A 15082-nucleotide genomic window follows, 5' to 3' on the forward strand; every position below is an offset into this window, starting at 1 on the left:
CGTGCCGCGGCGATCATCGCGGCGACCGCGGCCATCGCGGCAGTCATGTCCGGACTCGGCGCATCATCGGCGACGGCCGCTGACCCGATCATCGATTCCAAAGCGCTTCTGGCCAATCCGGTAGCGCCCGACGGTTCCAAGATCACCAAGGCCGAGATCAAGGATTCGCGCAGTATCCGGCTCTACGTGTATTCGGCGGCCATGGACGAGACCTTCCCGGTCGACGTGCAGCGCCCCGCCGACGCCTCGGTGCCGCGTCCGGCCCTGTACCTGCTCAACGGCGCGGGCGGCGGCGAGGATTCGGCGTCGTGGAACGCCAAGACCGACGCGCTCGAGTTCCTGCGCGACAAGAACGTCAACGTGATCCAGCCGATCGGCGGCAAATGGAGCTACTACACCGACTGGATCGCCGACGATCCGACGCTGGGCCGCAACAAGTGGAAGACCTTCTTCACCGAGGAGCTGCCGCCGCTGGTCGACGGCGCGCTCGGCACCAACGGGGTGAACGGTATCGCGGGTCTGTCGACCTCGGGCACCACGGTGCTGGCGCTGCCGATCGCCAAGCCCGGCCTGTACAAGGCCGCCGCAGCCTACAGCGGCTGCGCCCAGACCAGTGATCCGGTCGGCTCGGAATTCGTGCGGCTGACCGTCGAGACCTGGGGCGGCGGCGACACCTTGAACATGTGGGGCCCCGAGGGTTCGGAGGAGTGGAAGAAGAACGACCCGTACCTGAACGCGGAAGGTCTGCGCGGAGTGGAACTCTATGTCTCCACCGGCACCGGCCTGCCCGGCCAGTACGACACCCTCGACGGCCCCTACGCGCTGCCCGGCGCGTACGGCCTGGCCAACCAGGTGCTCATCGGCGGTGTGATCGAGGCAGGAACCAACTACTGCACCCACAACCTGCAAACCAAGCTGGACCAGCTCGGTATCCCGGCGACGTTCAACTTCCGTCCCAACGGCACGCACTCGTGGGGCTACTGGCAGGACGACCTGCACCAGTCGTGGCCGACGCTGGCCCGCGGCATGGGGATCTGACTCGACGAAACCCGCTACGCCCCGGTCGCCTCCTCGAGGTCGGCCGGGGCGTTCGTCGTCCGGGGGCGGCGATAAGTTCGGGTGACCGTAAAATTCTGTTCGTGAGCACAACACTGGGGGAGCGGACCCGTCCGGCCGCGCGCCGCGCGGGAGCGTTCCTCGCGCTGCTCGGGCCCGCGTTCGTCGCGGCGATCGCCTACGTCGACCCCGGGAATGTGGCGTCCAATATCAGCGCGGGCGCGCAATTCGGCTACCTGCTGGTGTGGGTCATCGTGATGGCGAACGCCATGGCCGGACTCGTGCAGTTCCTCTCCGCCAAACTCGGCCTCGTCACCGGCATGTCGCTGCCGGAGGCGGTGCGGGAGCGGGCGAGCCGACCGGTGCGCCTGGCGTACTGGGGTCAGGCCGAAACCGTCGCGATGGCGACCGACCTGGCCGAGGTCGTCGGCGGGGCCATCGCCCTGCACCTGCTGTTCGGGTTACCGCTCGTGGTCGGCGGACTGATCACCGGCGTGGTGTCGATGGGGTTGCTGCTCGTGCAGGACAGGCGCGGGCAACGCCCCTTCGAACGGGTCATCATCGGCATGCTCGCGGTGATCGCGGTGGGATTCCTGGCGAGCGTGGTGATATCGCCGCCGTCCGCGTCGGAGGCCGTCGCCGGGTTGGTCCCGCGTTTCGACGGCGCGGAGAGCGTGCTGCTCGCGGCGGCCATGATCGGCGCGACGGTGATGCCGCACGCGGTGTACCTGCATTCCGGGCTGGCCAGGGACCGGCACGGCCATCCCGCGCCGGGCCCCGGCCGGGTCCGGCTGTTGCGCGCGACCCGCGTCGATGTCGGGCTCGCCATGGTGCTGGCCGGCACCGTCAACCTGGCCATGCTGCTGATGGCCGCGAACACCCTGCGCGGGCGCGAGAACGTCGACACCCTGGAAGGGGCGCACGCCGCGGTCCGCGAGGCGCTCGGCCCCGTCGCCGGCCTGTTGCTCGCGATCGGTCTGCTGGCCTCCGGGCTGGCGTCCACCTCGGTCGGCGCCTACGCCGGAGCGATGATCATGCAGGGTCTGCTGCGGCGCAAGGTCGCGTTGCTGTTGCGTCGCCTGATCACGCTGATTCCGGCTATCGCCGTGCTGGCGGCGGGAATCGACCCGACGCGCGCGCTGATCATCTCCCAGGTCGTGCTCTCCTTCGGCATCCCGTTCGCCCTGATCCCCCTGGCGCGACTCACCGCCGACCGCACGCTGATGGGCGCGGACGTGAACCACCGCGTCACCAGCGCGCTGGCATGGCTTGTCGCGGTGATCATCTCGCTGCTCAACATCGCGCTGATCTACCTGACCGTCACGGGCTGAACCGGTGTCCTAGACCCAGTTCTCGGCCCAGTACTTCCAGATCAGCGGGGCGTAACCGGCCAGCGGCGGCACCTTGATATCGGTGTCGGCCAATGCCGCGGTGGCGCGTCGGCAGTCGAACCAGCAGGTGAACTCGCTGTGCGCCAGCACGTCCTGCGGGACGCCGACGCGGGGGAGCACCCAGTGCGCACCGGGCACGCGCAGCACCATCTCGAGGGTGCGTTTGGGCATCACCTCGACCAGATGCGGCGAACCGGCCTCGTCGGCGAACAGGTTCAGTGCCTCGGCGGCGCTCTGCCTGCGGGGATCGACCAGGTGGTAGGTGGTCGAGTTCGGCCCGTCCTTGTGCGCCAGGTACGCCAGCGCGCGAGCGACGAAATCGACGGGCACCATATTGGTCTCGCCGAGTTTCGGAACCAGCACCGGCAGGATGCGCGGCAATTGCGCGGCCATGCGCAGCAGGCGGAAGAAGTAGTAGGGCCCGTCGATCCGGTCGATCTCGCCGGTCCTGGAATGGCCGATCACGATCGAGGGCCGGTAGATACGCCAGTCGAGTCCGGATTCGCGCACGATCCGTTCGGCCTCGAATTTGGTGCGCTGGTTCGCGGTGGCGAGCACCTGGCCCTGATCGAACATGTCCTCGGTGAACAGGCCCTGGAACATGCCCGCCACCTCGATGGTCGAGACGTGGTGCAGAAGTCCCGCCCGCAGGTCGGCGGCGACGTCGACGACATGTCTTGTCCCGCCGCCGCGCTGGGTCAGGTCGTAACCGGCCGCGAGGTGGAAGACATGATCGATGGTGCCCCGGTGCTCGTCGAGCCAGGCTCGGTCGATGCCGAGACCCGGCGCGCCGAGATCGCCGTGGACCGGCCGGATCCGGTCACCAGCCGCCCATTCCCGCGCGCAGCAGGTGAACCGGTCCGCCGAATCGAGGCCGGGGCGGACCAGGACGTGGATATCGCCGTACTGATTCAGCAACTGCGGAACGAGGAACCGACCGATGAACCCAGTTGCTCCGGTAACCAGGTATGCCATAGCCGATCAACATAGTCGGCGCGGATCCGTGAAGTGTGGCGGGTGCCACATTCGCCGACGGTGTGGGTCAGTCGGAGAAGACCGGCGCGCGCTTGGTCAGCATCGCCGTCGCGCCCTCGATGAAGTCGGGCGATTCCAGCAATTCGGACTGTCCGGCCTTCTCCGCCGCGAGCGCGGCGTCGAGTGCGGGCAACGTGGCGGCATTCAGCGCGGCTTTGGTCAGTTCCAGTGCGCGACGCGGCCCCGCGGCCAGTTTCGCCGCGGCGGCCCCGACCTTCGCGTCGAGTTCCGCGCCCGCGAACACGCCGGTGAACAGGCCCGCCTCTTTCGCGGCGAGTGCGGGCAGTCGTTCACCGAGCAGGGCCATCTCGGCGGCGAGCGGACGCCCGGCCGCCGCGGCGACCATGGCCGCCGCGCCGCCGTCGGGCATGAGTCCGATATTGATGAAGGCGAGCAGTAGATAGGAATCGACGTCCGCGTAGACGAGGTCGGCCGCCAGCGCCACCCCGACGCCGACGCCCGCCGCCGAACCCTTGATCCGCGCGATGACCGGGACCGGGCAGTCGACGATCGATTTCACGAGCCGGTTGGCGGTGTCCATCACCATCTCCGAGGTGATGCCACGCTGGGCGTTCGCCGCGGCGGCGGACAGATCGGCGCCGGTGCAGAAATCCTCGCCCGCTCCGGTCAGCACGATGACCCGGACCGAGCGGTCGTCGGCGGCCGCGAGGAAGGTGTCGCCGAGCGCGACCATCGTGTCGTAGTCGACGGCGTTCTTGCGCTTGGGATTGGTGATGGTGACCCGCAGGATCTTGCCGTCCTCGACCGCGGAGAAGGAGGTCGCCGGGGCGGAATCGGTCGTACTCATCTGGTGCTCCTGGTCTGCCGTTCGGCGGGCATCGCAACACGAATAGTGGTTAACTTTGCGAATTGTGGTTAACTTAGGTTGAGCTGTCCGGCGCTGTCAACAAGCAGTGGCGTCCCAGAACGGAGTGGTGCATGGTCGCGGATCGCAGCGAGGTCGGTCTCGCTTCCGCGCGGCGTGACCCAGGTGGTAAAAGCACGGATTCCGGCACCGGTGCCGCCGGGGTCGACACTCCCAAATCGGTGCGCCGACGCCCCAAGGACCGCAAGGTGCAGATCATCCGGGCGGCCGCTCGCGCCTTCAGCGAGCGTGGCTACTACCCGGTCGGCGTCGACGAGATCGCCGCGGAGGTCGGTATCTCCGGACCGGCGCTCTACCGGCATTTCGCCAACAAATACGCATTGCTGGTCGCGGCCGCCGAAGAGGGCGCCCGCCACCTGCTCGAGGTGGCCCAGGCCGCCGACGATCCCCGGCTCGCACCCGCCGCCAGGCTCGACGCGGTGCTGGAGGCGATCAGCGAGCACACCATCGATATTCGCCGCGAGGCCGGGCTCTACCGCTGGGAACGGCGCTACCTGGAACGCGAGGATCGGGTCCGGATCCGCAAGATCTACGACGATCTCAACGCCACCGTCGCCGCCCCTATCGCGCAATTGCGCCCAGGCGCGCCGCAGGAGGACATCGCCCTGCTCGCCGCCGCCGTCCTCAGCGCCGTCGCCAGCATCGCCGCGCATCGGACCGCGCTGTCGGGCGCGCGCCTGCTGCCGCTGCTGCACGACATGTGCTGGGCACTGGTGCGCGCCGACCTGCCGCCCGCGCCGCCGTCACCCGCGCCCGGACCCGCGACCAAGGGCCTTCCCGTGACATCGAAACGCGAACAGCTGCTCACCGAGGCGATCAGGATCTTCGGCAGGCAGGGTTACCACGAGGCCAGTATCGAGGAGATCGGCGCGGCCGTCGGCATCAACGCCTCCAGCGTGTACCGCTACTTCACCAGCAAATCCGATCTGCTCGCCGCGGCGTTCTACCGCACCGGCGATCGGGTCGCGATGGCGATCACCGAGGCGCTGGCCGAGGCGACAAGTAGGCCCGGCGCGGCCTGCGGCATCGCCGAACGCTACGCCAGGCTGACCTTCGCGACACCCGAGATCATGCCGGTCTACTACGCCGAGTTCAGCAATCTGCCGCAGGCCGAACAGCACAAGTTGCGCGCCATTCAGCGCCAGAACGTGCTGGAGTGGGCCAATCTGCTCGATGGCGACCCGATCGAGGCGCGGTTCCGCGTCCACGCCGCGATCGGTCAGGTCATCGACGTCGGCCGGGCCGTTCGCTTCGATTCCCGGCCCGAGCAACTCGCCCGCGTCATCACCCTGATGGGCGCGGTACTGCTGGGCGGCGAGTCCGGCCGGGACGACTGAACCGGACTGCCGCCCACCCGTCAGCGCGCGTGCCGTAGTCGGAACATGGTCTTGGCCGCGCGCAGATGACGCGAATGCCGGTCGAATGTGGACAGGTCCACCGCGGCGCGGTACTTCTTGCGCGCCACCGCCAGCGTCCGGCTGAATTCGCGCAATCCGTGTTCGCCGTGGCTGTGTCCCTGCCCGTATTCGCCCACCCCGCCGAACGGCAGCGCGGGAATACCCGCGTAGGCGGTCGAGGAATTGATCGTCACCACACCGACGCGCAACTGTTCGGCGAACGCGTCGACACTGCGCACGTCACGGGTGAACACCGAGACCGCGACCCCATTGCCCGACGCGTTGATGCGCTGGGCCGCCTCGTCCATCATCGAGACCCGATTCACGATCAGCACCGGCCCGATCGCCTCCCCGGTGACCGCGAGACTCTCCTCGGGAACCTCGGCGAGCACGATCGGCGATATATACGGTTCGCGTATCGAATCGAGTCCGCCGACCACCGCCCGGCCACCGCGCGCGAGGGCGTCGCGCACCTGTTTTCGGATCACGCCGACCTGGGATTCCATGATCATCGGACCGTAGGACGCCTTCCGGTCCGCGCCGGGACGCAACCTCTTCGCGTGACCGGCGACCAGTTCCAGGAAATTGTCGAACACCGAATCGGCGACGTAGGCGCACTGGATTCCGGTGGGGTTCTGGCCCGCGTTGGCCATCGCCCCGAAAACCGCCGCCTCCGCGGCATCATCGAGTCTGGCGTCGACATGCACCACCATCGAGCCCTTGCCGTTGTGTTCGACCACCACCGGCGTCATGCTCTGCGCGCACAGCGAGATCACCTCGCGCGCACCGGAATCCGAACCCGCGTAGGCGATCTTGTCCACCTTGGCCCGACACAGCGCGGCGCCGGTGCTCCTGTCACCGGTGACCACCTGGAGCACCGGCTGGCTCGGCGCCAGTTCGGTCCAGCTCTCGGCGAGCCAGACTCCGACGCCGGTGGTCAGCTCATGTGGCTTGAACACCACGGCATTTCCGGCGGCCATCGCGTAGGCGATCGAGCCCATCGCGGTGAAGACCGGGTTGTTCCACGGCCCGAGCACCCCGACGACGCCGAGCGGCAGATAGCCGACCGAGGCCTTCTGGTTGCGCGTGAGCCACGTCGAGCCGAGACTGCGGCGGCGCAGCGCGCGGGCCGCGTTGCGTGCGGCCCAATCCAGATTCTCGACCGCGAGCATCACCTCGATTACCGCGTCCGCCTCCGGTTTTCCGGTCTCCTCACACAGCAGCTCCACCAATTCGGTTGCCCGCCTTGCGATACTGCGCTTCCAATCGAGTAGCCAGCGCTTGCGCGCCACGAAACCTAAATCAGCCCACCATCTTTCGGCGGCTCGTGCGGCGCGAACCGTGCGGTTCAATTCGCTCGCGCCCATTATCGCGTACGTCCCGACCGTCTCACCGGTGCGTGGATCGTAGGACGTCAGCACATTCGTTCGGCCCGATCCACCGGGATACACCACCACTTGTGGCTGCGCGGACTCGGCCATGGTCACCTCTTCGCAGTCATCCCCGCCCTGGTACCCACTCGGTGTACAGCGACCCCGCCGACGAGTGAGCACATTGGTTCCCCTGCGTGAAGACTATGGCGCGTCGACGCGCGCCGACAAGGCGTAGTCGCTGCCCTTGCGCTGCCCATGACCGGCGCTACCAGCGGCGATTCGGCGGCGGCCCGCGCGCCCTCGCAAAATGTGAGTAAAGACACATTTAGGTTCCGCGTAGACGGGATACCGGCGCAGGAACGGTCGGGCCATCTCCGCCCGGTAACATCACGCCGAGCGGTCCGATCACCCTCCGGAGGGCGCACAGCCGTGTGCACCGGTGACCCGGTCGCCGCCCCCGGCCGATAGTGGAGAGTTGATGCCGAGTTCGAACCAAGCAGATTCGCCCGCGAGTGAACCAGCGGTCATCGTGGAGGACGTCCGAAAATCCTTCGGCGACGTCCACGCGCTGCAGGGCATCAGTTTCACCGCGGCGAAGGCCAATGTGCTCGGCATCCTCGGACCCAACGGCGCGGGTAAGACCACGACGGTGAAGATCCTGTCGACGCTGCTGCGCCCGGATTCCGGAAACGCGGTCGTCGCGGGCCACGACGTGCGCAAGGATCCCTCCAGCGTGCGCCGCTCGATCATGATGACCGGGCAGTACGCCGCGCTGGACGAGAATCTGTCCGGCCGGGAGAACCTGGAACTCTTCGGCAGGCTGATGGGTCTGCGCAAGACCGTCGCCCGCCGCCGCGCCGACGATCTGCTCGAACAGTTCGACCTGGTCAGCGCCGGTCGCCGTGCGGTGCGCAACTACTCGGGCGGTATGCGCCGCCGGGTCGACATCGCCTGCGGTCTGGTGGTCCGCCCCGAGGTGGTGTTCCTCGACGAGCCGACCACCGGCCTGGATCCGCGCAGCCGCCAGGGCGTGTGGGATCTGGTGCAGATCCTCAAGAGTCAGGGCATCACCGTACTGCTGACCACGCAGTACCTCGAGGAAGCCGACGTGCTCAGCGATCGGATCATCGTCATCGACAAGGGCACGGTGATCGCCGAGGGCACCGCCGACGAGCTCAAGGAGCGCACCGGCGGCAGTTACTGCGAGGTGGTCCCGCTCGATCCCACCCAGATGCGCAAGGTCGCCGACGCGCTCGGCGACCTCGTGCCCGCCGCGGTGCTCGCCGAACTCGAGGGCGTCGACCGCCTCTCCATTCCGGCCCCCGAGGGCGCGGCCACCCTGGCCGAGGCGCTGCGCAGGCTGGATTCGGCCGGCGTCGACCTGGCCGATATCGGGTTGCGCAGGCCGTCGCTGGACGACGTGTTCCTGTCGATCACCGGACATTCGGGCAGCCACGCATGACGGCGGCCACCGGCGAGAGAGCCGAGCACCGCACCGACCCGGCCGTGCTCTTCGCCGAACTTCCCACGGCGGACCCGTCCTCCTTCGCGCAGTGGCGGGCGCTGGCCGGTCGTGTCGTGTGGACGATGGCGACCAAGGGCGAACTGATCGTCGCGTTCGTCACCCCGCTGGTCTTCACCCTCGGCTTCTACCTGCCGCTGCGCTACGTCATGAAATTCCAGGGCATCGACTACGCGCAGTTCGTCATGCCGGTCATCGTGCTCCAGACCATGGCCTTCACCATGATGTCGAACGCGCAGCTCTCGGCGTTCGAAGCGCTCACCGGGCTGAGTACCCGGTTGCAAACCATGCCCATCGGCACCTTGGTGCCGCTGACGGCACGTATCAGCGCCGGTCTGATCCGCTCGGTCGTCTCGCTGACCGGCGCGCTGCTGTTCGGCCACATGATCGGGTTCCGATTCGAGGCGGGACTCGGGCAGGCCGTGCTGTTCTGCGCGTTCTCGCTCGCGGTCGGCACGGTGCTGGCGATCGGCGCCGACGGACTCGGCAGCGTGACCAAGAGCCCGGAATCGCTCAGTCAGGCACTCACCCTGCCGACGATCATCTTCGGCATGCTGTCGTGCGGGTTCGTCCCCGAGAGTAGTTTCCCCGAGTGGATACGGCCGTTCGCGCGCAATCAACCGATCTCCCAGTTCTCCTTCGCGATGCGCGACATGGCCGCCGACGGCGTGACCTGGCAGGTGCTGTGGGTTCCGCTGGTGTGGTTGGGCGGGCTGGCGATCGTGTTCATCCCGTTCGCGGTCTGGGCGAGTGTGAGGCGATCATGAGTTCGGTGGAGACGACCATGCGACCGGAAGCGTCCGATGTGACATCCGACCCCGATTCGCCCGGCACGCCGCGGTGGACCCCGCTGCCGACGGTCACGCACGCGAAATCCGAGGGCGCGCTCACCACCTGGGCCTCGCACAGCCTCATCCAGAGCAAACGACTGCTCTACGGCTGGGCCCGCGACCCCGCGACCACCATTCAGACGATCCTCTACCCGGCCGTCACCCTGCTGATGTTCCACGTGGTGCTCGGTAATTCGATCAGCGACGCCACCGGCAAACCGGCCGTCTACGGTCAGGTGCCGATGATCACGCTGGTCGCGGCGATGGCGGGCGCGGTGGTCAGCGCGCTGGGATTCAAGGTCGAGAAGGCCACCGGACTGCTCGGCCGTTTCTGGACCATGCCCGTGCACCGGGCGGCGGGCCTGACCGGTCGACTGCTCGCCGAAGCCGTCCGCGTGCTCGTGACCACGCTGATCGTGATCGCCGTCGGTTTCGCGATCGGCTTCCGATTCGACCAGGGACCGATCGCCGCCCTGGCCATGATCGGCATCCCGGTCCTGTTCGGCGTCGGTTTCGCGGTCCTGGTCACCGCACTGGCGACCATCACCGAGGGCGTGATGCTGGTCAGCCTGGTCAGCATCTTCAACACCCTGCTGATGTTCTTCAACACCGGTTTCGTCCCGGTCAACGCCTACCCGGTCTGGTTGCAGGACGTGGTCGAGAACCAGCCGATGAGCTGCGCCATCGACGCCATGCGCGGCCTGTCCTATGGCGGCCCCGTCGCCGAACCCCTCATGAAAACCGTCGCGTGGACCGTCGGCATCCTCCTCGTCTTCGGCTGGCCCGCGATCCGCGGCTACCAGCGCGCGGCCGAAACCGGAGCCTGAGTTCGGTACTCCGGGGTGCGCGACGCTGATGTCTCGGGCCTCGGAGAGCCGATGAACGGCGGCGATGACCAGCTGTGATCCGTATGCTGATATGCGGACGAGCCGGGCTGGATGCCTGTCGACAAGGTTCTGCTGGTCATGGAAGTCACCAGTTCAGGGGCCGATCGAGACCGCAAGTCCAAGAGGTATTGCTACGCGCGTGGTGGCGTGCCCCTGTATCTCCTGATCGATCGTGAACTCGAAGCCGTCACTCTCCTCGGTGAACCCGGCGGACACGCTGATCTCATCGACTATCGCCAAGAAATCCGTGTGCCTTTCGGTAAGTCGCTCGACCTTCCCGAGCCCTTCGCGCTGACGTTGGAGACCGCCGAGTTCAAGTGAGGCACAGGCGGCAACTGGGCCACAGCAATTCCCGACCGCGTCGGGTTTCAGTCGGTGGGGTGGGGTAATCGCTCCGTGACGGCGGGGAAGTCGTAGTCCGACCACCGGTCGCGGTTGGTCCAGCCGACCAGGTCGTAGCGCCAGCGGAAGGGCCAGGTGTGGGCGACGGTGTTGAACAGCACCGCGCCGAGGGCGGCGTAGTCGTCGTGGGCCGACAGCAGCGCGCGCTGTCCGCGTTCGGATTCGGTGAAGAACGCCTCGAACATGGCGATCGACTGGTCGGTGGTGAGTCGACCGAGGCCGTACAGGCCGCGTGTCCGCATCCAGTAGACCAGGCGGGCCTGCCACGGCCACAGGGCCTCGATCGGATCGCGGCCCGCCCGCAGCGCGTCGACGGCGGTGTCGACCAGGGCCAGTGAGTCGGCGACGCTGTAGCCGGTGCAGGGGTGCATCATCCCGCCCCTGGAACCGAACGGGATCGCCCGCCCGGCCCCACGGCGCGGTGGCGGCTGATCGAGCGGATAGTGCGCGGCTTCGCTCGGCTCGTCGCCGGTGAGCCGGATACCGTGCGCGGCAAGACGTTCGAGCGTGCGCCTGCGCAGTTCACGCTGCGGCATACCGCCGCGAAGTCCGAGGCTGGTCTCCTCGAAGATGACGGTCCCGTCGCCGAGCGGAACCGCGTAGAGGAACGACGGCGGCTCCTCGGGGCCCGCGCCGTTCTCCGGTCGCCAATCCAGCAGCAGGCCTTCACCATCGGCGACCATGGGAGCGGCGGTGTCGGCGTCGACGAAGATGCCGTGCGCGCTCGCCGCTCGCCGCTGTCCGAGGGGCGGGAGTCCGCGGGTGTCGAAAACCGTTGCCGCCCTGAGTTTCACACCGTCCGCGAGTTCGACCTCGTGCGCGCCGACCTCGGTGGCGCGGGCGGCGAAAACGGTCGCGTCGTCCAGTGGCAGGGCGGCGTGCAGACCGGGTTTGGACAGCACGCAGTAGGGTCGCTCGATCCGGTGCTCGGTCGTGGTCCAGACCGTCGGGGCGGGGATGCGGACCGCGATCGCCTCGGCGGGCAGCCACCTGGGCAACTCGTCGACCCAGCAGGAGAAGGTGGGCGGCCAGAGCCGATCCGGGCGCGGATCGACGGCCGCCACGCGGAATCCGGCCAGCATCGCGCGATGGGCCAGCGCGCGCCCGGCCGGACCGAGTCCGACCACGGCGATATCGAAATCGCTGACTGCGCTGTCGCTCATAGAAGCATTCAATGCCGTCGGGATCGGGCGGTGCAACTACCCGTGGCGAACCACACCGCGTGTCGGATTCGCCTGTTCGGGGGCACTTCGTTCACCGGCCTGCCTGCCCGACGGCGTTCGTGAGAGCCTCCAGGCACCTACTTCGGCGTGACCCACGTCGTGATCTCCGCGTGCACGACTTCGACCCCGTGCTTGTCGTAGATCGCGACCGGCACCGTCAGCTCGGTTCCCTCGGTGATCAGCGAGAAGTCGGGGATCTCGGCCAACCGCGCCACCGCGCGCAGCCCGGTTTCGGCCTTGGCCAGGTACCGCACGTTCATGGCCTTGGGGATCCAGCGGTGCGAGGACGGCACCGTCGCCTCGCTGAGCATGCCCATCGCGACCTCGGCGAGATTGCACGCGGCGATCGCGTGATAGGTGCCGAGATGATTGTGGATGCCGAACCACTTCGGCGAGGTGACCTCGCACAATCCCGGTTCCAGCCGCACCACGTTCGGCAGCACCGTGCCGAAATACGGCACCCTCGCGACCATGCCCAGCGAGAACAGCGCGTGCCCCAGGCGGTTGTCCGGCAGCTTCTTCCAGCCGCGGTAGGTCGCGGTCTCTTTCGTCATGCCCGCATCTTACTCAAAAGTAAGTTCTGCTCGGTCGAAGTATGGGCATACTTGACGAATCGGCCTTCGAGCTGCGCTTCTTCGGAAGCACGCGCCGGTGGTGGGGGCGGATTTGAAGTGTCCAGGGGCATCGGGCATACTGTTCGGGTTGCCCTGCACCGGGCCGCGTCTGTTCCCGAAGTCGGAATCGAATGCGGTCGGGCGAGGCGAGCAGTACCCAATCGTGTATCCCGCTGGCTTATCAGCGCGGGTACGTCCGGGACGAACGTTCCAGGCCTGAGATGAAGTTTCTGTCCGGGCAGAGGAATGAGCGGAAAGGCGACACGCCCGACCGCGTGGACCGGAGAACCATGACAGATGAACAGCGGCGAAGATCGGGCGGTGCCCGGTCGTAGGTCTCTTCTGAGGCGTCTTTCGTGTGTTCGGACTGTGCAAATGAGGGTGGTTCGGGAGCGCAGCTTCCGGATCACGAACGAAAGCGGAGAAAAGGACACTTAGCGTGGCGGGACAAAAGATCCGCATCAGGCTCAAGGCCTACGACCACGAGGCGATCGACGCGTCCGCGCGCAAGATCGTCGAGACGGTGACCCGTACCGGGGCACGTGTCGTCGGCCCGGTGCCGTTGCCCACCGAGAAGAACGTGTACTGCGTCATCCGTTCGCCGCACAAGTACAAGGACTCGCGCGAGCACTTCGAGATGCGTACGCACAAGCGGCTTATCGACATCCTCGACCCGACGCCGAAGACGGTCGACGCGCTGATGCGCATCGACCTGCCGGCCAGCGTCGACGTCAACATTCAGTGACGGGGACTCGAGATATGACTGACAACAAGAACCGGCCCGCAGCCGGCATCCTGGGCACCAAGCTCGGCATGACCCAGGTCTTCGACGACAAGAATCGGGTCGTTCCGGTCACCGTCATCAAGGCGGGACCGAACGTCGTGACCCAGATCCGCACCGTGGAGCGCGACGGCTACAGCGCCGTGCAGATCGCTTTCGGCGCCATCGACCCGCGCAAGGTGAACAAGCCGACTTCCGGCCAGTTCGCCAAGGCCGGTGTCACCCCGCGCCGCCACGTCGCCGAGATCCGCGTCGCCGACGCGACCACCTTCGAGATCGGCCAGGAACTCTCCGCCGATGTCTTCGAAGAGGGCGCGTACGTCGACGTCACCGGCACCAGCAAGGGCAAGGGCTTCGCCGGCACCATGAAGCGTCACGGCTTCGCCGGTCAGGGCGCCTCGCACGGTGCGCAGGCCGTGCACCGTCGCCCCGGTTCCATCGGTGGTTGCGCCACCCCCGGCCGCGTGTTCAAGGGCATGCGCATGTCGGGTCGGATGGGTAACGACCGCGTCACCACCCAGAACCTGTCGGTTCACAAGGTGGACGCCGAGAACGGCCTGCTGCTGATCAAGGGAGCGATCCCGGGTCGCAAGAACAGCGTCGTGATCGTCAAGAGCGCCGTGAAGGGTGGTGCGCACGCATGACCGTCAATACCGAGAAGAAGGATTCCGCGGAGCAGTCCGTGAATCTGACGCTGCCGGTGAAAGAGATCGGCGGCAAATCCAACGGAACCGTCGACCTCCCCGCGGAGATCTTCGACGTGACCGCCAACATCGCGCTGATGCACCAGGTCGTCGTGGCCCAGCTCGCCGCGGCTCGCCAAGGAACCCACTCCACGAAGACTCGTGGCGAGGTCCGTGGTGGCGGCAAGAAGCCGTACCGGCAGAAGGGCACCGGCCGCGCCCGCCAGGGCTCGACCCGCGCGCCGCAGTTCGCCGGTGGTGGCGTCGTCCACGGCCCGCAGCCGCGTGACTACAGCCAGCGGACCCCCAAGAAGATGAAGGCCGCCGCCCTCCGTGGCGCCCTGTCGGATCGGGCCCGCAACGAGCGTATCCACGTGATCACCGAACTGGTCGCCGGTCAGACCCCGTCGACCAAGACCGCCAAGACCTTCCTGGCCGAGCTCTCGGACCGCAAGAAGTTCCTGGTCGTCGTCGGCCGCGAGGACGTCGCCGCGTGGAAGAGCGTGGCGAACCTGGAGAACGTGCTGCCGATCGCACCGGACCAGCTCAACACCTACGACGTGCTCAACAGCGACGAAGTGGTGTTCAGCGTCGAGGCTCTCAACGCCTTCGTGCACGGTCCGACGGAGTCGGCCCAGAATGAGCAGCCCGGCTCCGCTGTTCAGGAGGAGAGCAAGTGACCACCATCGCCGACCCCCGCGACATCCTGCTGGCGCCGGTCATCTCGGAGAAGTCCTACGGACTCATCGAAGAAGGCACCTACACCTTCATCGTGCACCCGGACTCCAACAAGACGCAGATCAAGATCGCCGTCGAGAAGGTTTTCGGTGTGAAGGTGACCAGCGTCAACACCGCCAACCGTCAGGGCAAGCGCAAGCGGACCCGCTTCGGTTACGGCAAGCGCAAGGACACCAAGCGTGCGCTCGTGACCATCTCGGCCGACAGCAAGCCCATCGAGATCTTCGGAGGCCCGGTCGCGTAAGCGGACGGGAATCCAGAAAG

General features: G+C 67.3%; 16 protein-coding genes. 11 read left to right on the forward strand and 5 right to left on the reverse strand.

Going from position 1 to position 15082, the window contains the following annotated elements; translation table 11 throughout:
- Nucleotides 1-45 precede the first annotated feature (45 nt).
- Both OG225_RS38460 and OG225_RS38465 read left to right on the forward strand, forming a co-directional pair.
- Entirely contained in the window at nt 46-1038 is a 993-nt protein-coding gene (locus OG225_RS38460) for an alpha/beta hydrolase family protein (protein WP_216912094.1), read from the forward strand.
- Between the two features lie 113 nt (nt 1039-1151).
- Nucleotides 1152-2387, forward strand: coding sequence for an Nramp family divalent metal transporter (locus OG225_RS38465; RefSeq protein ID WP_405183505.1), 1236 nt, complete (start codon nt 1152-1154; stop codon nt 2385-2387).
- Nucleotides 2388-2396: 9 nt separating this feature from the next.
- Here the strand turns inward: OG225_RS38465 and OG225_RS38470 are convergent, their stop codons facing one another.
- Nucleotides 2397-3422 carry an SDR family oxidoreductase gene (locus tag OG225_RS38470; protein ID WP_405179561.1) on the reverse strand — a complete coding sequence of 342 codons (1026 nt, stop codon included), beginning with the start codon at nt 3420-3422 and terminating at the stop codon, nt 2397-2399.
- A gap of 67 nt (nt 3423-3489) precedes the next feature.
- Entirely contained in the window at nt 3490-4290 is an 801-nt protein-coding gene (locus tag OG225_RS38475) for an enoyl-CoA hydratase-related protein (RefSeq protein WP_405179562.1), read from the reverse strand.
- A 131-nt stretch (nt 4291-4421) separates the two neighbouring features.
- Here OG225_RS38475 and OG225_RS38480 point away from each other — a divergent pair, with 131 nt between their 5' ends.
- Nucleotides 4422-5705, forward strand: coding sequence for a TetR/AcrR family transcriptional regulator (locus OG225_RS38480; RefSeq protein ID WP_405179563.1), 1284 nt, complete (start codon nt 4422-4424; stop codon nt 5703-5705).
- Nucleotides 5706-5725: 20 nt separating this feature from the next.
- Here the strand turns inward: OG225_RS38480 and OG225_RS38485 are convergent, their stop codons facing one another.
- Nucleotides 5726-7246, reverse strand: coding sequence for an aldehyde dehydrogenase family protein (locus tag OG225_RS38485; RefSeq protein WP_405179564.1), 1521 nt, complete (start codon nt 7244-7246; stop codon nt 5726-5728).
- Between the two features lie 370 nt (nt 7247-7616).
- On the opposite strand from OG225_RS38485, the gene OG225_RS38490 reads away from it, so the two are divergent.
- From OG225_RS38490 to OG225_RS38505, 4 genes are all read left to right on the forward strand, one after another.
- Nucleotides 7617-8600 carry an ATP-binding cassette domain-containing protein gene (locus OG225_RS38490; protein WP_109525355.1) on the forward strand — a complete coding sequence of 328 codons (984 nt, stop codon included), beginning with the start codon at nt 7617-7619 and terminating at the stop codon, nt 8598-8600.
- Nucleotides 8597-9427 (forward strand): ABC transporter permease, encoded by an 831-nt coding sequence (locus tag OG225_RS38495; protein ID WP_216912063.1) that lies wholly within the window; start codon nt 8597-8599, stop codon nt 9425-9427. The genes OG225_RS38490 and OG225_RS38495 overlap by 4 nt, the downstream gene beginning before the upstream one ends.
- The gene (locus OG225_RS38500) at nt 9424-10317 is read left to right on the forward strand and encodes an ABC transporter permease (protein ID WP_216912062.1); all 894 of its coding nucleotides are present in this window, start codon (nt 9424-9426) and stop codon (nt 10315-10317) included. Before OG225_RS38495 ends, OG225_RS38500 begins: the two co-directional genes overlap by 4 nt.
- A 111-nt stretch (nt 10318-10428) precedes the next feature.
- Complete coding sequence (locus OG225_RS38505) at nt 10429-10698, forward strand: Uma2 family endonuclease (RefSeq protein ID WP_405179565.1); 270 nt, start codon at nt 10429-10431, stop codon at nt 10696-10698.
- Between the two features lie 47 nt (nt 10699-10745).
- Here the strand turns inward: OG225_RS38505 and OG225_RS38510 are convergent, their stop codons facing one another.
- Both OG225_RS38510 and OG225_RS38515 read right to left on the reverse strand, forming a co-directional pair.
- The gene (locus OG225_RS38510) at nt 10746-11942 is read right to left on the reverse strand and encodes a lycopene cyclase family protein (protein ID WP_405179566.1); all 1197 of its coding nucleotides are present in this window, start codon (nt 11940-11942) and stop codon (nt 10746-10748) included.
- Between the two features lie 137 nt (nt 11943-12079).
- Nucleotides 12080-12556, reverse strand: a complete 477-nt coding sequence (locus tag OG225_RS38515; protein WP_405179567.1) for a hotdog fold domain-containing protein — start codon at nt 12554-12556, stop codon at nt 12080-12082.
- A 499-nt stretch (nt 12557-13055) separates the two neighbouring features.
- Between OG225_RS38515 and rpsJ the strand changes: the two genes are divergently transcribed.
- From rpsJ to rplW, 4 genes are read left to right on the forward strand one after another with little or no spacing between them, the layout of a single operon-like run.
- Nucleotides 13056-13361, forward strand: coding sequence for a 30S ribosomal protein S10 (gene rpsJ, locus OG225_RS38520; protein ID WP_003938093.1), 306 nt, complete (start codon nt 13056-13058; stop codon nt 13359-13361).
- Nucleotides 13362-13375: 14 nt separating this feature from the next.
- A complete protein-coding gene (gene rplC / locus OG225_RS38525) occupies nt 13376-14041 on the forward strand; it encodes a 50S ribosomal protein L3 (RefSeq protein WP_405179568.1) in 666 nt (221 codons plus the stop codon).
- Nucleotides 14038-14760 (forward strand): 50S ribosomal protein L4, encoded by a 723-nt coding sequence (gene rplD / locus OG225_RS38530; RefSeq protein WP_405179569.1) that lies wholly within the window; start codon nt 14038-14040, stop codon nt 14758-14760. Before rplC ends, rplD begins: the two co-directional genes overlap by 4 nt.
- Nucleotides 14757-15062: a 50S ribosomal protein L23 gene (gene rplW, locus OG225_RS38535; protein ID WP_040686547.1), complete on the forward strand. Its 306-nt coding sequence runs from the start codon at nt 14757-14759 to the stop codon at nt 15060-15062. The genes rplD and rplW overlap by 4 nt, the downstream gene beginning before the upstream one ends.
- Nucleotides 15063-15082 lie beyond the last annotated feature (20 nt).

Source organism: Nocardia sp. NBC_01377 (genome assembly GCF_045040005.1).
GTDB classification, from domain to species: Bacteria; Actinomycetota; Actinomycetes; order Mycobacteriales; family Mycobacteriaceae; genus Nocardia; species Nocardia noduli.